21 protein-coding genes are annotated in these 21247 nt (G+C 73.6%); 4 read left to right on the plus strand and 17 right to left on the minus strand.

Translation table 11 applies throughout. The annotated features are described in order from the left end of the window. Positions 1 to 41: 41 nt before the first annotated feature. From IF19_RS0121850 to IF19_RS0121875, 6 genes are all read right to left on the minus strand, one after another. A complete protein-coding gene (locus tag IF19_RS0121850; protein WP_030116755.1) occupies positions 42 to 1298 on the minus strand; it encodes a beta-ketoacyl-[acyl-carrier-protein] synthase family protein in 1257 nt (418 codons plus the stop codon). Further along, entirely contained in the window at positions 1282 to 2316 is a 1035-nt protein-coding gene (locus IF19_RS0121855) for a beta-ketoacyl-ACP synthase 3 (RefSeq protein ID WP_032747807.1), read from the minus strand. Before IF19_RS0121855 ends, IF19_RS0121850 begins: the two co-directional genes overlap by 17 nt. Positions 2317 to 2496: 180 nt before the next feature. After that, complete coding sequence (locus tag IF19_RS0121860; RefSeq protein ID WP_030116752.1) at positions 2497 to 3429, minus strand: carbohydrate kinase family protein; 933 nt, start codon at positions 3427 to 3429, stop codon at positions 2497 to 2499. Between the two features lie 13 nt (positions 3430 to 3442). After that, complete coding sequence (locus IF19_RS0121865; protein ID WP_050493854.1) at positions 3443 to 4855, minus strand: MFS transporter; 1413 nt, start codon at positions 4853 to 4855, stop codon at positions 3443 to 3445. After that, on the minus strand, positions 4852 to 5460 hold the full coding sequence (locus IF19_RS0121870) for a helix-turn-helix domain-containing protein (RefSeq protein WP_030116750.1): 609 nt from the start codon (positions 5458 to 5460) through the stop codon (positions 4852 to 4854). The genes IF19_RS0121865 and IF19_RS0121870 overlap by 4 nt, the downstream gene beginning before the upstream one ends. A gap of 78 nt (positions 5461 to 5538) precedes the next feature. Further along, entirely contained in the window at positions 5539 to 6108 is a 570-nt protein-coding gene (locus IF19_RS0121875; protein WP_030116749.1) for a PadR family transcriptional regulator, read from the minus strand. A 150-nt stretch (positions 6109 to 6258) separates the two neighbouring features. Here IF19_RS0121875 and IF19_RS0121880 point away from each other — a divergent pair, with 150 nt between their 5' ends. Continuing rightward, positions 6259 to 6693: a nuclear transport factor 2 family protein gene (locus IF19_RS0121880; protein WP_030116748.1), complete on the plus strand. Its 435-nt coding sequence runs from the start codon at positions 6259 to 6261 to the stop codon at positions 6691 to 6693. A 14-nt stretch (positions 6694 to 6707) separates the two neighbouring features. Here the strand turns inward: IF19_RS0121880 and IF19_RS0121885 are convergent, their stop codons facing one another. Then, the gene (locus IF19_RS0121885; RefSeq protein WP_030116747.1) at positions 6708 to 7580 is read right to left on the minus strand and encodes an ABC transporter substrate-binding protein; all 873 of its coding nucleotides are present in this window, start codon (positions 7578 to 7580) and stop codon (positions 6708 to 6710) included. Positions 7581 to 7802: 222 nt separating this feature from the next. Between IF19_RS0121885 and IF19_RS0121890 the strand changes: the two genes are divergently transcribed. After that, complete coding sequence (locus tag IF19_RS0121890; protein WP_030116746.1) at positions 7803 to 8654, plus strand: M12 family metallo-peptidase; 852 nt, start codon at positions 7803 to 7805, stop codon at positions 8652 to 8654. Between the two features lie 37 nt (positions 8655 to 8691). Here IF19_RS0121890 and IF19_RS0121895 read toward each other — a convergent pair whose 3' ends face one another. Next, positions 8692 to 9282: a TetR-like C-terminal domain-containing protein gene (locus tag IF19_RS0121895; RefSeq protein ID WP_030189882.1), complete on the minus strand. Its 591-nt coding sequence runs from the start codon at positions 9280 to 9282 to the stop codon at positions 8692 to 8694. A gap of 106 nt (positions 9283 to 9388) precedes the next feature. Here IF19_RS0121895 and IF19_RS0121900 point away from each other — a divergent pair, with 106 nt between their 5' ends. Beyond that, complete coding sequence (locus IF19_RS0121900; protein ID WP_030116744.1) at positions 9389 to 10399, plus strand: zinc-binding dehydrogenase; 1011 nt, start codon at positions 9389 to 9391, stop codon at positions 10397 to 10399. Here the strand turns inward: IF19_RS0121900 and IF19_RS0121905 are convergent. The 5 genes from IF19_RS0121905 to IF19_RS0121925 form a co-directional block, all read right to left on the minus strand. Beyond that, positions 10383 to 11393 (minus strand): YihY/virulence factor BrkB family protein, encoded by a 1011-nt coding sequence (locus IF19_RS0121905; RefSeq protein ID WP_078580784.1) that lies wholly within the window; start codon positions 11391 to 11393, stop codon positions 10383 to 10385. The two genes, IF19_RS0121900 and IF19_RS0121905, sit on opposite strands and share 17 nt — an antisense overlap. 171 nt (positions 11394 to 11564) lie before the next feature. After that, on the minus strand, positions 11565 to 11882 hold the full coding sequence (locus IF19_RS0121910; protein ID WP_030116742.1) for a cupin domain-containing protein: 318 nt from the start codon (positions 11880 to 11882) through the stop codon (positions 11565 to 11567). A 195-nt stretch (positions 11883 to 12077) separates the two neighbouring features. Next, positions 12078 to 13268, minus strand: coding sequence for a S8 family peptidase (locus tag IF19_RS0121915; RefSeq protein ID WP_030116741.1), 1191 nt, complete (start codon positions 13266 to 13268; stop codon positions 12078 to 12080). 99 nt (positions 13269 to 13367) lie between these two features. Continuing rightward, the gene (locus IF19_RS0121920; protein WP_030116740.1) at positions 13368 to 14486 is read right to left on the minus strand and encodes a type III polyketide synthase; all 1119 of its coding nucleotides are present in this window, start codon (positions 14484 to 14486) and stop codon (positions 13368 to 13370) included. Positions 14487 to 14521: 35 nt separating this feature from the next. Further along, positions 14522 to 15742, minus strand: a complete 1221-nt coding sequence (locus tag IF19_RS0121925; RefSeq protein WP_030116739.1) for a cytochrome P450 — start codon at positions 15740 to 15742, stop codon at positions 14522 to 14524. A 349-nt stretch (positions 15743 to 16091) separates the two neighbouring features. Between IF19_RS0121925 and IF19_RS0121930 the strand changes: the two genes are divergently transcribed. Further along, complete coding sequence (locus tag IF19_RS0121930; protein WP_418952722.1) at positions 16092 to 17237, plus strand: Dyp-type peroxidase; 1146 nt, start codon at positions 16092 to 16094, stop codon at positions 17235 to 17237. Here the strand turns inward: IF19_RS0121930 and IF19_RS0121935 are convergent. The 4 genes from IF19_RS0121935 to IF19_RS0121950 are packed head-to-tail and all read right to left on the minus strand — an operon-like array spanning position 17168 to position 21187. Further along, positions 17168 to 18073 carry an ABC transporter ATP-binding protein gene (locus IF19_RS0121935; RefSeq protein WP_030116737.1) on the minus strand — a complete coding sequence of 302 codons (906 nt, stop codon included), beginning with the start codon at positions 18071 to 18073 and terminating at the stop codon, positions 17168 to 17170. The genes IF19_RS0121930 and IF19_RS0121935 overlap by 70 nt on opposite strands. Further along, on the minus strand, positions 18070 to 19122 hold the full coding sequence (locus IF19_RS0121940; protein ID WP_030116736.1) for a FecCD family ABC transporter permease: 1053 nt from the start codon (positions 19120 to 19122) through the stop codon (positions 18070 to 18072). Before IF19_RS0121940 ends, IF19_RS0121935 begins: the two co-directional genes overlap by 4 nt. After that, positions 19119 to 20159 carry a FecCD family ABC transporter permease gene (locus tag IF19_RS0121945; RefSeq protein ID WP_030276772.1) on the minus strand — a complete coding sequence of 347 codons (1041 nt, stop codon included), beginning with the start codon at positions 20157 to 20159 and terminating at the stop codon, positions 19119 to 19121. The genes IF19_RS0121940 and IF19_RS0121945 overlap by 4 nt, the downstream gene beginning before the upstream one ends. Then, positions 20156 to 21187, minus strand: a complete 1032-nt coding sequence (locus IF19_RS0121950) for an iron-siderophore ABC transporter substrate-binding protein (RefSeq protein WP_030116733.1) — start codon at positions 21185 to 21187, stop codon at positions 20156 to 20158. The genes IF19_RS0121945 and IF19_RS0121950 overlap by 4 nt, the downstream gene beginning before the upstream one ends. Positions 21188 to 21247 lie beyond the last annotated feature (60 nt).

Consider the following 21247-nt stretch of genomic DNA (forward strand, 5'->3'; position numbering starts at 1 on the left):
CGGCGAGGACACCCCTCGCCGTCCTGAAATGCCCTCGTATATCAGGCGCGTTGGAAAGCGAGTACGACGTTGTGGCCTCCGAAGCCGAAGGAGTGGCTGAGCGCTGTCTCAACCCGCTGGTGGCGGGTCTCCTTCGTCACGCAGTCGAGCGGGAAGGCGTCGGGCAGCGCGTCCAGGTTGGCGATCGGCGGCACGGCGGAACGTTCCAGCGTCAGCACGGTGGCGACCGCCTCGATCGCCCCGGCCGCCGCCAGGGTGTGCCCGATGACGCCCTTGGGCGCGGTGACCGACGGCCGGTGCGGAAAGAGGCGGGAGACGAGCGTGGTTTCCATGGCGTCGTTGAGGGGGGTGGAGGTGCCGTGGGCGTTGATGTGGTCGACGTCGCCCGGCGCCCAGCCCGCCTGGCCCAGCGCCGCCTCGACGGCCCGCTGGGCGCCGTGTCCGTCGGGCGCCGGGGCGGTGGGGTGGTGGGCGTCCGTGCTGGAGCCGGCCCCGGTGAGCAGGGCGCGCGGCCGTCCACCCCGGGCGCGTACGCCCTCCTCCCGCTCCAGGACGAGCATGGCCGCGCCCTCGCCGATGACGAATCCGTCCCGGTCGGCGGCGAACGGCCGGGACGCCGCCGCCGGGTCGCCGGCGCGGGTCGACAGCGCTCCCATCCGGGCGAACGCGGTGACCACCAGCGGGGTCAGCACCGCTTCCGCGCCGCCCGCCACCACCACGTCGCAGCCGCCGCTCAGCAGGAGGTCGCGGGCGACGGCCAGGGCCGTGGCACCGGAGGCGCAGGCGGTGGCGGGGGCGAGGCTCGGGCCGCCCGCCTTCAGCGCGATGGCGACCTCGCCCGCCGCCGCGTTGGGGATCATCATCGGGACGAGCAGCGGGGAGACCGCTTCGGGACCCGAGGCCGCCAGTCTGGCGGCGTTGTCGACGAGTGCGGAGACGCCGCCGACGCCCACGCCGAGCACCACGCCCACCCGACTCCCGTCCCACCGGGCCGGGTCGAGGCCGGCGTCGGCGACGGCCTGTCGGGCCGCCACCAGCGCCAGCTTCACGAACCGGGCCATCCGCCACACCGACCGGCCGCCCACCGCCGCGTCCAGGTCGATGCCGTCGACCGGGCACGCGAAGTCGACCGGCAGCCCGGCCAGTTCGTCGCACCGCCGGGCGGTGGAGTGCCCGGAGCACAGCCCCTCCCAGAAGCTGTGCTCGTCCGCCCCTGCGGGTGTCACCAGGCCGATGCCCGTCACCGCGACGGCGGTGCGGGTACGGACCTCGGCGCCCTGATCAGCGGGGAGCGACATGCTGTGTTCCTTCCATCGAATCCGTGCACATGGTCTGCGGGGTCCCGGGCCAGCGAAGCGCCGCCGATCCCCAGGTCAGTCCGCCCCCGAAGGCGGTGAGCAGCACGCGGTCGCCGGACCGGAGCAGCCCCCCGGCCGACGCGTCGGCGAGCGCCAGCGGGATGGAGGCGGCGCCGGTGTTGCCGACCCGCTCCAGGTGCGTCACGCACCGCTTCGGTTCGATCCCGACGCGCTCCGCGACGGCGTGCAGGATGCGGGCGTTGGCCTGGTGCGGCACGAAGCGGTCGACCTCGGCCGGGCTCCAGCCGACGCGGTCCAGGAGCGTCCGGCAGGAGTCCGTCATCCGTTCCACGGCGTGCTGGTAGACGGTGCCGCCCCGCATCCGGAAGTACGCGTCGCCCAGGTCCGGCGGTTTGCCGCTCGCCCGGGCCCGCGCGCCGCCGCCGGGCACGGTGATCAGGCCGTAGCCCGTGCCGTCGCTGCCCAGGTCGAACGCGAGCAGTTCGCCGGGGTCGCCCCGCACCCCGGCCGCGACGAGGGCGGCGCCCGCCCCGTCGCCGAAGACGACGCCCGCCGACCGGTCGGCCGGGTCGAGCCAGGTGGAGTAGACGTCGGCGCCGACCAGGAGGACGCGTTCGTAGAGGCCGGAGGAGACCAGGCCGTGGCAGACGGCGAGTCCGTAGACGAAGCCGCTGCACACGGCGGAGATGTCCAGGGCCGGTACGGTGCCGAGCCCGAGCCGTGCCGCGAGCGCGGGCGCGGTGGCCGGGCAGAGGTGATCGGGGGTCGCGGTGGCGAGGACCACCGCGTCCGCCCCGTGCGCCTCCGGGTCGCGCGCTAGCAGCCGGACGGCCGCCTCGTAGGCGAGGTCGCCCGTCGCGACGTCGGGTCCGGCGCGGTGCCGGCTGCCGATGCCGGTCCGGCGGCGGACCCAGGCGTCGTCCACCTCCCAGTCGGCGGGAAGCTGTTCGTTGGGGACCGGCTCGCCCGGCACCCAGCCGGCCACGCTCCGCAGCACGGCGGTGCGGGGGGCGGCCGCTGAGACGCCCGCCCGCGCTCCCGGCTCCGTACCGCTGTCGGCCGTCCCTCTCCTCGCCACCCGTTGCCCCGATCCGTTGTCGTACTGCATCCGGTTGACGAACGGCGGAACGTCTCACGAGGGTGCGTTCGATTGAGCCGAACGGGTCATGATGGGGCGTCAGTTGTGCGCGAGGGCTGCGCGCAGCTCGTGCGCGCCGGGTGGACTGGCCCCCGCGCGGGAGACGGTGACGGCGGCGGAGGCGGCCGCGTGGCGCAGGACGTCGGCGACGGTGTCCCGGTCCAGGGCGCGCAGCCGCTCCCGCGCGCCCTCGCCGATCAGTCCGTGCGCGGCGAGGGCGTGGAGGGCTCCCGACATGAAGGCGTCGCCCGCGCCGACGGTGTCGACGACCTCGACCTCCGGGGCCGCGACCGCGATCCGGCCGCCGGGCAGGACGGCGAGCGCCCCGTCGCCGCCCCGGGTGACGAGCACGGCGGCGGGCCCGAGTCCCAGCCAGCGTTCCGCGACCTGTTCCGGCGCCTCCCCCGGGTGGAGCCACTCCAGGTCCTCGTCGCTCGCCTTGACGAGATCGCTCAGGCCCACGCACTCCTCGACCCGGCGCACGGCCGCCGCGCGCTCCCCCATGAGGGCGGGCCGCACGTTGGGGTCGTAGCTGACCGTGGCGGTGGGCCGGGCGGCACGGAGAAGGTCCAGGACGGTGGCCGATCCGGGCTCGGCCACGGCCCCGATCGACCCGGTGTGCACATGGGCCGGCGCGCGGTCGACGGGGACCGGGGCGAGGTCCCAGGTGATGTCGAAGGCGTACGTGGCCCGCCCGGCTCCGTCGAGGGTGACGGCGGCCGACGGGGTGGCGGTGGTGGAGCCGTCGGTACGGACCTCTACGCCGCCGGAGACCAGGTGCTCCCGGATGAGCCGCCCGTTGTCGTCCGGGCCGAGCTGGGTGAGCAGCACGGCACGGTGGCCGAGGCGGGCGAGGCCGTAGGCGACGTTGGCGGGACTGCCGCCGGGGTGGACCCGGGGGGCCTCGCCGGGAAGGTGGACGATGTCGGCGACGCATTCGCCGACGACCAGCAGGTCGTGGTGGTCGGGCATGGGGCGGTTCTCCTCAGCAGAGGGGGTTCGGAACGTTCACGGGCGTCTCCACGTCCGTACGGGGCGCGGCGCCCGGGACCGGCCTCGCGGGCACGACGTACGGGACCGGCCTCGCGGGCGCGACCCGGCGGACCCAGAGAAGGGCTCCGGCCAGCACGGCGGTGGCGGCGAGCAGCCAGGGCAGCGGGCCCGGGGGCAGGGCTCCCGCGCCCAGCCCCGCACCGGCGGCGACCAGTTGCATCGAGAGCGACTGGACGGAGAGGGCGGTGGCGCGACCTGAGGCGTCGACGCGGCGGTGCAGCAGGTCGTTCTCGTTGGGGCCCGCGGCACCGAGGCCCAGGTACACGAGCCCGTAGCCGGCGACGGCGACGGTCGTGGCGAGGGCGCTCATGGTGTGCGCGGTCATCCCGAGCAGGGCCAGCCCCAGCACCGTGAGCCCGAGGCTCGCCGGCACAGCGCGCTCGCTGCCGCCGGCGAACCGGGCGACGAGCGGGGCGAGTTGGCTGCCGAGCGCGGAGCAGAGGAATCCGGCGCAGGCCAGCCCGGCGAAGACGAGGGCCCCGGATTCGGCGGTCCCCATGAGGGCGGCGGCCCGGCCCGGGGTGAGCAGTTCGACGGCGGCGAGCGCGGCGCCGGCGGCGCTCGCGGTGAGCAGGACGCGCCGGATCAGGATGTCCCGGGCGCCGAGCCGGAGACCGGCGGCGATGGCGGCGGGCACACCTCCGACGACCTGGCGCACCGTGGTGCGGGGCCGGGGCGGCTCCGGCAGGGAGCTGACCACGTACAGCACGAAGACGATCTCGACCAGCGCGCCGAGCAGGGCGGGCACGGAGAGCGGGATCACGAGTCCGCCGGTCGCGTCGGCCAGCCACTCGCCGAGGCCGGGGGCGAGGCCAAGCACCCAGGGCAGCCCGCCGCCGAGCAGGGTGCCGAGGGCGAGGGCGGCCGAAGTGGCGGAGCTGCCGCGCGCCAGGCCCGTCCGCAGATCGGCGTCGGGTCCCGCGTGGGCCTGGACGGTGTCGACGTACCAGGCTTCGGCGGGGCCGCTCGACAGGGCGCGGGCTAGGCCCATCAGCCCCATGCCGAGCGCGATGGCCCAGCCGGCCGCGCCGAGGCCGATGAGGCTGAAGGCACCGAGGTTGAGCAGCCCGGCGACGGCGAGCACCGGGCGTCGGCCGAGGACGTCGGAGAGGCCGCCGGTGGGCAGCTCCGCCGCGGAGGCCGTGAGGGAGTGCACGGCGTAGAACGCGGCGACGGCGGCGAGGCCCATGCCGCGCTCGGTGAAGAGGAGCACCCCGGTCGCGACGGACATGCCGATGGGGAACCAGAAGAGGAACGAGACCGCGACGTACCGGCGGCGCGCGGTCGCGCCGTCCAGGCCGCGGTGGGCCGGGGAGACGGCGGCGGGGTCCGGCCGGCCGGTCATGAGTCCTCTCCGGCGGCCGTGTCCTCCTGGGCGAGCGGGAGTCCTGCCGTGAACAGCACGACCTGTTCGGCGCGGGGATCCTCGGCGTCACGGGCGGTCAGCTCGGCCGCCTTCGCGCGGAACACCTCCCACAGCTCGGCGAGGGACTCCGGGGTCAGCCGGGGCATCAGGTCGCTGAGCCCCGACGGCTCCTGCCATTCCTCACCCAGCCGGCCGCTGTCCAGGTCCGCCTCGTGGCGGTCCAGGGACTGCTGGAGGTGCTCGATCTGCCGGCGGTGCAGAACGCTGAGGATCACACTGCCGCCGGGGCTGGCGCGCATCGCTTCGTTGCTCCACGAGGTGACGTCGTGCACGGACCTCCAGCGGCGTTCCCGACTGTCGCGGTGATCGGCCTCGGCGACGAACGCGTACTTGGCGAGCACCCGCAGGTGGTAGCTGGTGGACGCCGAGGACTCCCCCGTCCTGACCGCGAGCTCGCTGGCGGTGGCCGGGCCGTGCCGGCGCAGCAGTCCGAGCAGGGTGAGGCGCAGGGGGTGGGTGAGGGCCTTGAGGGCGGCCCCGTCCTGTGCGGGATCGAGTACGCGACGGCTGTCTTCGCTGTCCATGGCACCAGCGTAGGCAGACGGAAGCACTTTCCCAAAGAGTTTTTGCAGAATATTTTTGGGAAAGTGGGGAGCAGACTCTCAGGTCTCATCCGCAGCCGCTTGCCGCGCCCGCAGCACCTCCATGACGTCCCGGCACCAGTCGCGGTTGGCGCGTTCGAAGTCCCGCCCCCGGCGGCAGGTGAGATACGGGCCGACGCGCGCCCCGTGGAGCAGGAACTCCGCCTCGTCCAGGCCGCCGCGCATCCTGCGCAGCCGCTCCTCGAAGAGCGCGGCCTTGGCCTCGGCGAACGCGTACCGCTCGGTGAGCCGTTCGATCAGCACGGCGGCGTCGAGACGGTCGGCCGCCTGGACCTGGACCAGCAGGTCCTCGCGGAGGAAGGCGGGCTTGGCCGCGGTGGAGGCGAAGCCCTCCAGCTCGCCCAGCCCCTTCCCGGTGACACGGAACAGCCGCTTGTCGGGACGCCCCTCCTGCACCACCTCGCGCCCCGCGACCAGCCCGTCCCGCTCCAGCCTCGCCAGCTCCGCGTAGACCTGCTGCGGTTTGGCGTGCCAGAAGTTCGCGACGCCCGCCGCGAACGCCTTGGTGAGCTGGTATCCGCTCAACTCCTCGTCGAGCAGCGCCGCCAGGACCGCGTGACGCAGCGCCATGGGACCACCTCTCCCTCCGTCGCGCCGACCGCGTCCGCCCAGCCGACCCCTGTCCGGAACACCGCTTCCCATGGTAGTCATGAAAATGACTAGTCAGATTGATGACTATGCAGCGCGCCCGCCGAGGGCGCACCTGCCCGAGGAGGACACATGACCACCGCAGTGGACCGCTTCCGCGCCGCCGTCGACGATCGCGACCTGGGCGCGCTGGACGGCCTGTTCACCGAGGACGTCCGGCTCTACAGCCCGGTGAAGTTCTCCCCGTTCGAGGGCCGTCCGGCGGTCATGGGCCTCTTCGGCGTCCTGTTGCGCACGTTCGAGGACTTCCGCTACGTCGGCGAGTTCACGGGCTCCTCGCAGACGAGCGCCGACGGGGCGGAGGCCCCGTCGGCGGTCCTGCTGTTCCGGGCGACGGTCGGCGGCAGGGAGATCCACGGCATCGACCTGCTGCACCTGGACGAGGAGGGCCGGATCAAGGAGTTCACCGTGATGGTCCGCCCGCAGTCCGCCGTCCAGGCGCTGGGCGAGGCGGTGCTCGCCGGGCTGGTCGCCGACGGCCTGGCCCCCGCCGCGCAGCCCGGGTAGCCCGGTCGCGGGCCTCAGCTCACCCGCGCCGCCTCCAGGGCGTCCGCGACCAGGCCCAGGAACCGGGCGTGGTCGCGGGGCCCGTAGAGAGGTTCGGGGTTCCACGGGACGACGGGCGTCGGCGCGGCCTGACTCCCCCGCAGCTCCTCCAACGGGGCGGCGTGGGCGCGGATGTCGGCCAGGACCACCTCCGGGCGCAGGGCGAAGGTGTCGGCGCGGTCGAGGGTGGCCCAGTTGACCCCCGGCCCCTCGGGCGGCTCGACGACCCGGACGCCCAGTTCGGTGAGGACCCGCAGCTCGGGCCACTTCCCGGGGCGGGCGACGTACGCCTCCTCCGGGCTCGCCGGGGAGAGGGCGAGAACCCGGGGGGCGTCGGCCGCCGTCGCGGTGACGACCGCGCGCAACCGCTGCCGGGCGGCGTCCAGTTCACGCTCCGCGCCGGGCCGGTCCACCGCTCCGAGCGAACGCGCCAGGGCGGCGAACCGGTCCCCGATCTGCGCGAACGTACGGGCCTGGCTCACGTCGAGGACGACCACCGGCACCCGTTCCTCCAGGCGCTTGGCGGTCTCGGGCGCCAGGCCGTAGACATGGCCGCCGCCGTAGCTGACGGCCACCACGAGATCCGGTCCGGCGGCCAGCAGCCGCTCGGCGTCCAGGGAGCTGCCCGCGCCGGCGTACGCGACCTCGTCGAGCGGCAGGGTGCCCGTCTTCGCCGTGTCGGGGTCCGACCCGTCGTGGTCCGAGCCGAAGATCCCCACCGGCCGGACGCCGAGGTCCCACAGGGTGGCGCCGGCCTGGACGTAGGCCAGGACCCGCTCCGGCGGCCGGGGCGCCGCCGACTGCTGCCCCCGGTCGTCGGAGAACCGCCATCCGCTCTGTTCCGTCACGTCACACACGCCCCTCTGCCGCCGACTGCCGTACCGCTTGTGCGAGTTCGTACACCTGTACCTGCCCACCTCCTCGCGGCCACACCCCTCCGGCCCGGAACGAACGACAACCGACCCGTTCTGTCCGTGACGCGCAGAAATCATCACAGAGTGTTAATAATGGGGCACGTTTCGTCACTCTCCGACGCCGCACGTCCCCCTCCCGAACGGAGTCGAGCTCCCATGCGCGCGATCTTGAAGGCGGCCCTGGCCCTCGGTCTCGGCGCGTCGCTCTGCGCGGCCCCGGCCGAGCCGTCGGCCTCGGCGCACTCCGTCCCGGCCGAGACCCGTCCGGCGGCCGGGGCGAGGGCGGCGCGATGTCCGGTCGTCGACGTGCTGGCGGTCTACACGCCGAAGGCCGCGAAACGGGTCGGCGGCGAGCGCCGGGTGCCCGCGTCGGCGCAGCGGATCGCGGCCCGGATGAACCGGTCGCTGGCGGGCGGCGGGCTCTGCGGCGTCATCCGTGTCGTCCACCCGCACACGGCGACCGACTACGCGGGGTCGGAGGAGTTCCGCGCCGCGCACGCCGTCCTCAAGGACCACGCCGCGGGGCTCGGGCGCCGGGTCCACGAGCAGCGGGCCCGGTACGGCGCCGACCTGGTCGTCCTCCTCGTGGACCGGCCGGGACGCGGCGGCGGTACGGCGGACTACACTCCCGCGCTCGGCGCCTCGACGGACGAGTACGCCTACGCGGTCGTCGACGTCGAGGGCATCGAGCTGGACTCGGCGAGTCACGAGATCGGCCACACGCTGGGCCTCGCGCACGACCGCAGGACGCTGGCGGAGGACCCGGTCGGCGCGATGGACGTGGGCCGGAACCACCCGTACAACACCGGCTGGATCACCGAGGACGGCACGCGCTACACGATCATGGCCTACCGCTCGTCGTGCGGCGGCCACTGCCGGCGGATCAGCCTGTTCTCCAGCGCCACGGGGAGCTGGAAGGGCCACGCGCTGGGCGACGCGGACAACGACGGCGTACGGGTGCTGCGCGAGACCATGCCGATCGTCGCGGGGTACCGCGACAGACGGTGACCGCGCGCATCACCCGCCGCGGCCGGCGCCGGAGGGTTCAGCCGGTACGGGGGCGCGCGCCGTCCAGCGTCAGGTCCACGATCCGGCGCGCGAGCCCCTCGTCGAGCGGCGCACCGGTCAGCAGGACCCGGGCGAACAGGGGGCCCGCCAGGGTCTCGGCCACCAGCCGGGGATCGGTGTCCCGGTCCAGCTCGCCGCGTTCGACGCCGCGCCGCACGATGTCCTCACCGCGCCGCAGCCGGGCGTCCCAGTACGGCAGGCGCTCCGCCTCGACGGCCTCCGCGTCCGGGGAGGCGCCGAGATGGAGCAGGGCCGCACCCTGCGGCGAGGCGAGGTAGTCCGCGACCGCCTCCATCAGCTGGACCAGGTCCTGGCGCACATCGCCGGTGTCGGGTGCGGGCAGCGCGTCGTCGGCGTGCGAGCCGAGGGCGTCCAGCAGCAGGTTCTCGCGGGTCTTCCAGCGCCGGTACACGGAGGTCTCGTGCACCCCCGCCGCCCTGGCGACCGCCGCGACCGTGGTGCCGCCCAGCCCTTCGGCGGCGAGGAGGTCCACGGTCGCCGCCAGCACGGCCCGCCGCATGGGCTCGCCCCGCCGGCGCAGGGGGGCGGGACTGTTCTCGATGGTCATCCGCGAACCGTATCGCAAGTTCACTTGCTTTAGCCCGATGGCGGATCTACGGTTCAACGCAAGACGACTTGCGATAGGTCGTCGATCCGAACCGTAAGGACCCGTCATGGAACGCATGCGCGCCGCGCGTCTCCACCTCCCCGACCGCTCCCTCGTCGTGGAGGAGGTGGACAGGCCCGTGCCCGGCCCCGGCGAAGTGCTGGTCAAGGTCGAGGCGGCCGGGGTCTGCCTCTCCGACGTGCACCTCATCGACGGCACGCTGAGCCCGATGTACCTGGAGGGGGACGCGGTCACCCTGGGCCACGAGGTGGCCGGGACCGTGGCCGCGACCGGGCCCGACGTGACCGGGTGGTCGCCCGGTGCGCGGGTGGTGCTCCAGGCGGGCGAGGAGCGCCGGGGCCGGACGTACACCCGGGGCGTCGACTACGACGGCGGCTGGGCCGAGTACGCCCTCGCCACCGCGTCCACCCTCGTCGCCCTGCCCGACACGCTCTCCTTCGAGCAGGCGGCGATCATCCCGGACGCGGTCTCCACGCCGTGGGCGGCGGTGACCGCCACCGGCGACGTGCGCCCGGCCGAGGCCGTGGGCGTCTGGGGCGCGGGCGGCCTCGGCGCGCACGCGGTGCAGTTGCTGCGGACGGTCGGCGCGTACCCGGTCGTCACGGTGGACCCCGCCCCGGCGGCCCGGGAGCGGGCGCTGGAGTTCGGGGCGGACCTGGCGCTGGACCCCGCCGACCCGCGCTTCGGCGAGAAGGTGCTCGGGGCGAGCGGCGGCGTGGGTCTGGCGGCGGCGTTCGACTTCGCCGGGGTCCCCCCGGTCCGCGAGCAGGCGCTGACCGTACTGGCCCCGAAGGGGCGGCTGGTGCTGGTGGGGCTGACCGACCAGCCGCTGACGGTCACCGACGGAACCCTGTTCAGCTACTTCCAGCAGCGGATCCTGGGCCACTACGGCTCGGAGAGCCACCATGTGCAGCAGCTCGTCCGGCTCGCCGAGGGCGGCAGGCTGGACTTCTCCCGGTCGATCACCGACGTCCTGCCGCTGGAGGAGGCGGCGTCGGCGGTACGGCGGATGGAGACGAAGGAGGGCGACCCGGTCCGGCTCATTCTGCGGCCGTGACGGGCTTGCCCCCACCGGACTCGGGCTCCTTCTCCGCGGGCGCTCCCTCCGTCTCGGCCTGCTCCCGCTCCCCCGGAACGGAATCGGGCTCCTTCGCCGCGTCCCCTGCCGCCTTCTGCCGTCGGAGCTCGACGTTGAACTGGGCGCCGGCCAGCAGAGAGAGGTTGGCGAACCAGATCCAGATGAGGAAGACGACGAGCCCGGCGAGCGATCCGTACAGCCGGCTGTAGCTGCCGACCTGGGTCGCGTACAGGGCGAACAGCGCCGAGGCGGTCAGCCAGCAGATCGCGGCGAGGATCCCGCCGGGCAGGCTCCGGCGGACGCCGCGCGCCGAGCGGGGGCCGGTGCTGAAGAGGACCATGATCAGGCAGGCGACGAGGAGCCCCAGCAGCGGCCACTTCATCGCCGCCCACAGCGTCTCCCCCTCGTGCGGGAGACCGACGCGGCGGCCGAGCCAGCGGGCCAGCGGGCCGGTCATCACGATGGCGAAGGCGCTGGTCATCAGCAGCAGGAGCAGGCCGATCGCGGAGACGACGATGATGTGCGCCTGTCGCAACGGCGGGCGGGTGTCGCGCACGCCGTGCATGGCGTGCATCGCCCGGCGGAAGACCGCGAGATAGCTGCACGCGGACCACACGGCGCTCACGGAACCGGTGGCGACGAGCAGCCAGACGGCGGAGCGCTGCTCGGTCGCCGCCTCCAGGGGCCTGCGCAGCGCCTCACCGGACTCGGCCGGGGCGAAGGCGGTGATGTCGGCGATCAGCGCGCTGGTCGCGTCGGGGTTGGCCAGTCCGATGACGGACACGGTGACCAGGAGCGCGGGGAGCAGCGCGAGGATCGCGTAGTAGGTCAGGGCCGCGGCCCAGTCGGTGATGTCGTCGTTCCACAACGAGACCGGGGTACGACGCAGGGCGGTGAGCCAGCGCCGGGGCGGTGCGGTGCGTCCGGCGGCGGGGGCGGTGCTGTCCGCGGCGGACGCGGTCTGGGTGGGCAAGCTGGTACTCCGGGTACGTGGACGGACGCTGCGGGCGGCGCGGCCCGTCCGTCTCGGGACGCGCCTGCTCCGCTCGATCCTCTCCTGCCACGCCGCGGGCGATGCACACCCCTCCCCGTCCGCTCCCCGCACTCCGGCGGCACGGCGCCGCTGCCGGAGAGCGGGGAGCGGTCAGTCGTTGACGGCGGTGAGCAGGACGGCCGCGTCCCGGAGCGCCAGCAGCCCGTGCCGTTCCCGCGGGATCGGGTGCAGGGTCCCGGCCGGCAGGTCGGCGTCGCCGGAGGCCGCGGTAAGGCGGACGCTGCCGCGCAGGATCAGCAGCGAGGCGGCGGGCGGCGCGTTGTGCTCGTCGAGCGCGGTCCCCTCGGTGAGGGCGATGACCGTCTGCCGCAAGGGCGGCTGCTGGAGCAGGAGGTGGGCGCTGCGCCCGTGCGCGGAGGCGCGGGCGGCGGCCAGGTGTTCCTCGGCGAGTGCGTTGAGGTCGTCCATGTGCCCACTGTGCCGCAGGCTCGCCCGCCCCGCGATCCTGGCGTACGCGCGACGCGTGCGGTACCGGAGGGCGGCCGCGGGGCCGAGTGGCGTACCGCCGGGAGGGGGCCGGAGCCCTGGCGCCGGGCCCGGGGAGCGGATCCCGCCGCGCGGTCCCCGCTCCCCGGGCCCGGGCCGGCCGCCCGGCCGGAGCCGTCAGAGGCCGCCGGTGAACAGCAGCCGGTCGGGCGAGCCCTGGCCGAGGCCGGAGAGCACGTTCGGGGTGGCCGTGTCCGTCAGCCACCGGGCGACGGCCGCGGGAGCGGCCGCGGGGTTCCCCTGCTTGTACAGCGCGGCGACGCCCGCGACGTGCGGGCTCGCCATGGAGGTGCCGTCCAGCGAGACGGTGCCGCCGCCGAGCCGCGCGGAGGCGATGTCGGCGCCGGGCGCGTAGAGCGCGACGCAGGAGCCCCAGTTGCTGAAGGAGGTCTCGCGGTCCTGCCGGTCGCTCGCCCCGACCGCGACCACGCCGTCCGCGGCGGCCGGGGAGACGTCGCAGGCGTCCCGGTCGTCGTTCCCCGCGGCCACGACGGGCAGCACGCCCGCGTCGGCGACGGCCTCGACCGCGGCGTCGACGGAGGACGAACGGGCCCCGCCGAGCGAGGCGTTGAGCACGGCGGGCGCCCCGGTGCGCTCGGCGTCCTTGGCGACCCAGTCGAACCCGGCGAGGATGCCGGCCCAGGTGCCCCGGCCCTCGCAGTCCAGGACCCGTACGCCGACCAGCGACGCCTCCCGGGCCACGCCGGACGTCGCGCCGCCGACCGTGCCGGCCACGTGCGTGCCGTGGCCGTTGCAGTCCATGCCGTCACGGCCGTCGCCGACCGCGTCGTACCCCTTCACGGCCCGGCCGCCGAACTCGGTGTGCGCGGTGTCGATCCCGGTGTCGACGACGTACGCCCTCACGCCCTTGCCGGTGGCCGTGGTGGTGAAGCTGTCGTCCAGCGGCAGCTCGCGCTGGTCGACGCGGTCGGTGCCCCATCCGGCGGCGGGGGCCCGGAAGAGTCCGCCAAACCGGGGCGCGTCCACGGTCACCTCGGCGTTCTCCTCGACGGCGAGGACGCCGGGGACGGTCCGTACCGCTTCGAGTTCGGCGGCGGAAAGCGAGGCGGCGAAGCCGTGCAGGGCGGCTCCGTACCGGAACAACGGGCTGAGCCCGAGCTCCCGCAGGACGGTGTCCGGCGAGAGTTCGGGCTCCAGGGTGACGATGTACTGCCCGGGAACGGCCCGGGCGGACTGTTCCACCTGGACTCCTTCCGGTCCGCTGTCGGCCGAGGCCGTGGCGGGGGCGCCGATCAGCGGGGCGATCAGCAGCAGGGCGGCCGTGGCCCATCGGGCGGGCAGGCGCATGCGGTCTCCTCGGGGTGGGGGCTTCTTCAGGGATCGAGCACGTCCGCGAAACACGAACACCCGTTCCTTCGTCTCCGCCCGTCGACCGCCTTAGCGGGTTCAGCCGGACAGCGCAACGCCGCCGGTCAGCTCCAGTGCGTCGAGGTCGCGCACGTCGTCGGCCGGGAGGCCGTGCTTCGCCCAGCTCCCCACGGCGACCTCGGCCGTGATGCCGGGGCCGAAGCCCGCGATGAGGCCTTGTGCGGCCTCGGCCGCTCCTCCGTCGTCGAAGAGCCGGGCCAGCGCGTCGAAGACGACGGAGCTGGCGATGTTGCCGCGTTCGGTGAGGGTGGCCCTGCTGTACCGGAACATCTCCGGCGGCAGGTTCAGGAAGTGGCAGAGGTCGTCCAGGATGCGCGGCCCGCCGGCGTGGACGATGAAGAAGTCCATGTCGGGAACGGACCAGCCGTGCAGGTCGACCAGGTCCTGGAGGACCGGGGCGAGCATCTCCATGGTCCCGGGGACCCGCTTGTCCAGCAGGAAGTGGAAGCCGGTGTCGCGGACCGCGTAGGAGATCCAGTCCTCGGTGTCGGGGACGAGGTGGGAGCCGTTGCGCTCCAGGCGCATGCCGGTGCCACCCTGTCCCCGGACGACGGCGGCGGACAGGGCGTCGCCGAACAGTCCGTTGGACAGCAGCGATCCGACGCCGATGTCGGTGGGCTGGTAGCACAGCGAGCAGAACTCGCAGGAGACGATGAGGACGTTGGACCCGGGGTAGGCCCGGCAGAAGTCGTGCGCGCGGTTGATGGCCGCGCCGCCCGCCGCACAGCCGAGCTGCGCGATGGGGAGCTGGCGGGTCTCGGGCCGGAACCCCATGGTGTTGATGATCCACGCGGTCAGCGAGGGCATCATGAAGCCGGTGCAGGAGACGTAGACGATCAGGTCGATCTCGGCCGCTTCGGTCTCGGCGTGGGCGAGGGCGCGCCGGACGACGTCGGGGACCCGGGCCTTGGCCTCGGCCTCGTACACCCGGTTGCGCACCTCGAATCCGGGGTGCCTCAGGGTCTCCTCGATGGGCTGGACGAGGTGCCGGGTCTGCACGCCGGTGTTCCGGATCAGGCGCAGGACGAGGTCGCGCTGCGGGTGGCCGGCGTGGGTCTCCCGCGCCAGGTCCAGGGTCTGCTGCATCGTGATGACGTGTTCGGGTACGGCGATGGCGGGTCTGCACAGGGTCGCCATGGGTTCTCCTCGGGTCTTCGGAGCGGGGGCTCCCGTCACCAGGTGACGGGCAGGGCCAGCGGATAGCGCCAGATGGACGTCGTGTTCCACGCGACGTCCTCGGGCGGCACGTCCAGACGCAGGGCCGGAAAGCGGGTCAGCAGCGTGGAGAAGGCCACTTCCAGCTCCATGGTGGCCAGCGGCGCGCCCAGGCAGTGGTGGGCGCCCCAGCCGAACGTCATGTGGGGGATGGACGGGCGGTCGGGATCCAGCTCGTCGGGGCGGTCGAACTTGGCGGCGTCCCGGTTCGCGGTCAGATAGGACACGTGCACCACGTCGCCGGCCTTGATGAGGACGCCGCCGAGTTCCACGTCCTCCATCGCGACGCGCGGGATGCCGACGCCCTTGCGGAAGGGGATGTGGCGCAGCAGCTCCTCCAGGGTGCGGGGCAGTCGCGCCGGTTCGGCCCGGAGGGAGTGCAGGAGGTCCGGGCGGGTGAGCAGGGTGTAGGCGATGTTGCCGAGCTGGTACGTGGTGGTGTCCTGGCCGGTGATGAGCAGGACCATCGCCATGACGGCCAGCTCGTCGTCGTCCAGCAGTTCGGCGCCGTCGCGGGCGGTGGCCAGGGTGCTGATGAGGTCCTCGCCCGGGGAGCGGCGCCGGTCGGCGGTCAGCTCCTGGAAGTAGCCGCGCAGCTCCGCCTTGGCGCGTACGGCGTCCTCCTTGCCGGCGGCCCCGACGTTCATCATGGTCATGGCGTGGGCGCGGAGCCAGGGGCGGTCGGCCTCGGGGATGTCGAGCGCCTCGCAGATGGTGATCAGCGGCAGCGGCGAGGAGACCCGGGCGACGAAGTCGGCCGGCGCGCCCTCCTCCGCCATCTCGTCCAGCAGGCGGTCGACGACGCGCTGGGTGCCCTCGCGCATCTGCTCGACGCGGCGCGGGGTGAAGCTCTTGGCGACCAGGCTGCGCAGACGGCTGCTGGCGGGCGGGTCCATGAGGTTGATGGACTCGGCCTGGACGATGGGCTCCGGGGTCATCCGGGGGAAGTCGAGGCCGAGGACGGCGCCGCGGCTGAACCGGCGGTCGGTGGTGACCGTGCGGACGTCCTCGTAGCGGGTGACCAGCCACGCCTCGCCCTCTCCGTACGCCATCCGGATGCGGGACACCGGTTCCTCGGTCAGCAATTGCCTGAGCTGGGGGTCGAACTCCAGCCGCTCCGCGTAGTCGAACGGGCAGCTCCGTACGGTTTCCTTGTTCTGCACCGAGGTGTTCTCCACCGAGGTTCTCCCAATGACCGCTTCGACGAAGGGGGGAGGCGCCGGGCGGGGCCCGGCACCGGACCTCCCCTGCATGCCCCGTCACTCTGCGAAACATGCCAGTGACGCAGTGCAGTCAGTCGATCAGGGGGGCGCACTCACCGGCGCTCGTCGGCGGGGAGGGCCGCCCGGCCCAAGCGACCGCGCACTCAAGGAGGAAGCCGTGTCGGCGAGCGAGCTCGCGCGGTAGGGGTGAAGTGTCGGAGCAGGCCGCACCTGATCCCGGAGAGAGAACATCATGACGGAACGTGACACTTGTGGGGACTACCGTCCCGGGCGACGCGCCTTTGTCCGCGGAGCGGCGGGTGTGCTGGGGACCGCGAGCCTCATCGGCGCCGCGCCCCCCTCCGCCGCGTCCACCGCGCCGGCAGCGGACGCGGCGGAGGAACGGCCGCCCTTCCACGGCCCGCACCAGGCGGGCATCCTGACCCGGCAGCAGCCCTTCGGAGGTTTCATCGCCTTCGACGTCCTCGCGCGGAACAGGTCGGAGCTGGCCGTGCTCCTGCGGAAGCTGACCGCGCGATGCCGCACCCTCACGGCGGGGGTCGTGCCGAAGGATCCGGACGTGGCGGGGGTGCGGGGCCCGGAGGACCGGTTGACGATCACCGTGGGGGTGGGGGCCTCCCTCTTCGACGGGCGGTACGGGCTGTCCGGTGCCCGGCCGCCGGGACTGATCCGGATGAGCGCGTTTCCCGGCGACCGGCTCGACGCGGGAAGGTGCCACGGCGATCTCTCGGTGCAGGTGTGCGCCCAGCACCCGGACGCCGTCCTCCACGTCGTACGGGACCTGGCCCGCGAGACCTCGGGGCTGCTGCGGGCGCGGTGGCGGATCGACGGCTTCGTGAACCCGCCGCGCCCCGAGGGCTCACCGCGGTCGTTCACCGGCTTCAAGGACGGCACCTCGCACCCGGACACCTCCTCGGCACGAGAGATGGACCGCCTGGTCTGGGTCGGCCGGGAAGGCCCGGAGTGGGCGCGCGGCGGCAGCTACCAGGTACTACGCGCCATCCGGTTGCGGGCCGAGGCCTGGGACCGGGTCCCCCTCGGCGAGCAGGAACGCGTCTTCGGACGGCGCAAGTCGACGGGGGCTCCGCTGGACGGGCGCGAGGAGAGCGATCTGCCCGACTACGGAAGGGATCAGGAGGGCCGCGTGACACCGTTGGACTCCCACATCCGCCGCGCCAACCCGCGGACACCCGGCAGCGAGGACTCGGTGCTGCTCCGCAGGAGCTACAACGTGGACCGGGGCCTGGCGCCGGACGGGACCCTCGATGTCGGGCTGATGTTCTGCTGTTACCAGCGCGACATCGCACGGCAGTTCGCGACCGTGCAGAAGCGGCTGGAGGGTGAGCGGTTCGCCGACTTCAGCACCACCACGGGCGGTGGCTACTTCCTCGCGCTGCCCGGAGTGGCCGACACGTCGGACTGGTACGGCTCCGCGCTGCTCCGCTCCTGAGGGCCACCGGTCGCCGCCGTGTTCCGCCTCGCCGGTTCCAGGATGTGGTGGCGGCCGATCGGGAGCATCAGGGGCCGCCCGGATACGGGGTCCTCGATGATGCGGCTGTCGAGGTCGAACACGGCCCGCACGGTCTCCTCCGTCAGCACCTCGGCCGGGGTTCCGGAGGCGTGGAGGCCGCCGCCCGCCAGGGCGATGAGGTGGTCCGCGTACCGGGCGGCGAGGTTGAGGTCGTGCAGGACCATCACGATGGTGGTGCCGCGCGACCGGTTCAGATCGGTGAGAAGGTCGAGGACCTCGATCTGGTGGCTGGCGTCGAGGAAGGTGGTGGGCTCGTCGAGCAGCAGCAGGTCGGTCTGCTGGGCGAGGGCCATCGCGATCCACACGCGCTGGCGCTGTCCGCCGGAGAGTTCGTCCACCGCGCGTTCGGCGAGCGGTTCGGTGTGGGTGGCCTCCAGGGCGGCGGCGACCGCGGCGTCGTCCTTCTCGTTCCAGCGGGAGAAGACCGACTGGTGGGGGTGGCGGCCGCGGCCGACGAGGTCCGAGACGGTGATGCCCTCGGGGGCGACGGGTGACTGCGGCAGCAGTCCGAGGGTGCGGGCCAGTTCCTTGGCGGGGAGCCGGTGCACCTCCTTGCCGTCCAGGACGACCCGGCCCTTCCTGGGGGCGAGCAGCCGGGACATGGAGCGCAGCAGCGTCGACTTCCCGCAGGCGTTGGCGCCGACGATCACCGTGATCCGGCCGGGCGGGACGGCCAGGTCGAGGGAGTCGACGACGGTGCGGTCTCCGTAGCCGAGGGTGAGTCCTTCGGCGGTCAGTCGGTGGTGCGTGGTCATAGCGAGCCTCCCGCCCGGTTGGTGCGGATGATCAGGTGGACGAGGTAGGGGGCTCCGAGGACGCCGGTGACGACGCCGACGGGGTAGCGCTCACCGAAGGCGAACTGGCCGGTGAAGTCGGCGACGAGGACGAGCAGCGAGCCGACGAGCCCGGCGGGCACGAGCAGCGAGCCGCCCGCTCCGACGATGCGGGCGGCGATGGGCCCGGAGAGGAACGCCACGAACGCGATGGGTCCGGCCGCCGCCGTGGCGAAGGCGATCAGCCCGACGGCGGCGACGATCACGGTGATCCGGGTGCGTTCCACGCGTACGCCGAGGGCAGAGGCGGTGTCGTCGCCGAGTTGGAGCGCGGTGAGGTTGCGGGCCTGCCCCAGGAGCAGCGGAGTGAGGACGGCGGCCGCGGCGAGGGCGGGGACCACCTGGTCCCAGGCGGCTCCGTTGAGGCTGCCGGTCAGCCAGCGCATCGCCTCCTGGAGGTCCCATTCGGCGGCCTGGGACAGGACGTAGGAGGTGATGCTGTCGAGCATCGCGGAGATCCCGATGCCGATGAGGATGAGCCGGGTGCCGACGACGCCGCCGCGGAACGCCAGGGAGTACACCAGGAGGGCGACGCCCAGTCCGGCGGCGATGGCGAGGACGGAGACCTGCACCTCGCCGAGGGAGAGGGTGACGATGGCGATGGCCGCCGCGGCGCTCGCCCCGGAGCTGATGCCGATGATGTCGGGGCTGGCGAGCGGGTTGCGGAGCATCGTCTGGAAGGTGACGCCGGCCAGACCGAAGCTGAATCCGGCGATGAGCGCGAGGACCGCGCGGGGCAGCCGCAGCCGGCCCACCGTGAACGACGCGCCGGGCACCTGCTCGCCGAGGATCACCCGGAGCACATCGCCGGGCGGGTAGTAGGTGCGGCCCGCCATCAGGGTCACGGCGAACGCGGCGGCCACGAGGAGGACCAGCACCAGGACGACGCGGCGGCGGCGCGAGGCGCCCCGGACGCGGCGGCGGGTGGCGGCCTCGACGGAGGCGGGCCGGGTGAGGACGGGCGCGCTCACAGGGCACGTACCTTCTGTCGGCGGACGATGTAGATGAAGAACGGGGCCCCGATCAGGGCCGTGACGATGCCGACGTCGATCTCGGAGGGTCGTGCCACGATCCGGCCGACGACGTCGGCGGCGGTGAGCAGGACCCCGCCGAGCACGGTGGAGAGCGGCAGGAGCCAGCGGTGGTCGACGCCGACGAGGAGCCGGCAGGCGTGCGGGACGACGAGACCGACGAAGCCGATCGGCCCGGCGACGGCGGTGGCCGCTCCGCAGAGCAGGACGGCACCGAGTGCGGCCACCGCCCGGGCCACGGCGACCCGTTCTCCGAGCCCGGCCGCCAACTCGTCTCCCAGGGCGAGCGAGTTGAGGGCGCGGGCGGAGAGCAGGCAGACGGCGAAGCCGACGGCGAGGAACGGCGCGACCTGGCCGATGCGTTCGAAGGACGCGCCGCCGACGCCGCCGATCTGCCAGAGCTTGAAGCTTCCGGCGATGTCGTTGCGCGGCAGGATGACCGCGCTGACGAGCGAGGCGAAGGCGGCCGATGTGGCGGCTCCGGCGAGCGCGAGCTTGAGCGGGGTGGCCCCTCCCCTGCCGAGCGTGCCGACGGTGTAGACGAAGAGGGCGGACAGCGCGGCGCCCACGATGGCGACCCAGATGTAGCTGGTCGGCGAGGTGAGCCCGAAGAACGCGACGGCCGTGACGACGGCGAGGGAGGCCCCCATGTTGACGCCGAGGATGCCCGGGTCGGCCAGCGGGTTACGGGTCACGCCCTGCATGACGCCGCCCGCGAGGCCGAGCGCCGCGCCGATGACGACGGCGAGGACCGTACGGGGAATGCGCTTGGTCGCGGCCGCCTGCCCCAGGGTGTCGTCCGAGCCGCCGAACGCCGCGACGACGTCGGACCACGGCACGTCGCGGGAGCCGAAGGCGACGGAGGCGACCATGACGGCGGCCAGGGCGAGCACGGAGAGCAGGAGCCACAGCAGGCGCGCGCCCACCGGACGCCTGGTGACGGCGTCCGGCGGGGTGCGGGTGTCGAGCGTGGTCACTTGACCTTGTCCGCGGCCTCGGCGAGGGCGGCGGCGTAGTCATCCAGCACGTAACCGATCGACAGCGGCGTCGGGTTGGCGGCGGTGGCCAGCGGGCTGCTGCCGGGCAGGAGGTAGGTGGAGCCGCGCTCGACGGCGGGGATCTTCGAGAGCAGCGGGTCCTTGGTGATGGTCTTCAGCAGCTCACCGGTGTCGTCGCCGTAGCCGGTGATGATGTCGACGTCGTCGAAGGCGTCGATCTGCTCGGCGCTCTTGGTGAGGGCGAACTTGTCCGTACCCTCGGACGCCTTCGCGATGGAGCCGGGGATCTTCATCCCGAGGTCCTGGAAGAACTGCGTGCGGGTGTCGTGGGCGGTGTAGAAGCCGACCTGGCTGACGTCGTTGGGGTCGACGTGCGTCATGAACATCGCCGACTTGCCCTTGAGCTGCGGGTACTTGGCGGCGGTCTCGGCGATGTCCCCGTCGAGCTTCTTGATCAGCTTCTCGCCCTCGTCCGCGAGCCCGATCGCCTTGCTGTTCGTCCGGATGATCTCGCGCCACGGCGTCGCCCAGGCGGCGTCCGGGTAGGCGACCACGGGGGCGATCTCGCTGAGGGTCTCGTAGTCCTTCTTGGTCAGACCCGAGTAGGCGGCCAGGATCACGTCCGGCTTCGTGTCGGCGACCGCCTCGAAGTCGATGCCGTCCGTCTCGTCGAAGAGCACCGGCGTCTTCGCCTTCAGCTCGTCGAGCTTTTCCTCGACCCAGGGCAGCACACCGTCGTCGTTGTCGTCGCCGAAGTTGGCCGCGGCCATGCCGACCGGTACGACGCCGAGTGCGAGCGGGACTTCGTGGTTGGCCCAGTTGACGGTCGCGACGCGCTTGGGCTTGGCAGGGATGGTGGTCTTGCCCAGGGCGTGCTCGACGGTCAGGGGGAACGCGCCGTCGGAGCGGCTCTCGTCCTTGCTCCCGGTGTCGGAGGGCCCGCCGCAGGCGGAGACGCCGACGAGGGCGGCCGCCACGACGAGCAGGCGGAAGCGATGTGAAGACATGGGTGTGTACCCGGCTTTCGGGAGGATCGGGGTGCCGCTTCCCGCACGTCCGGGCAGGGG

It is taken from the genome of Streptomyces californicus, assembly GCF_000717645.1.
GTDB lineage: Bacteria > Actinomycetota > Actinomycetes > Streptomycetales > Streptomycetaceae > Streptomyces > Streptomyces californicus.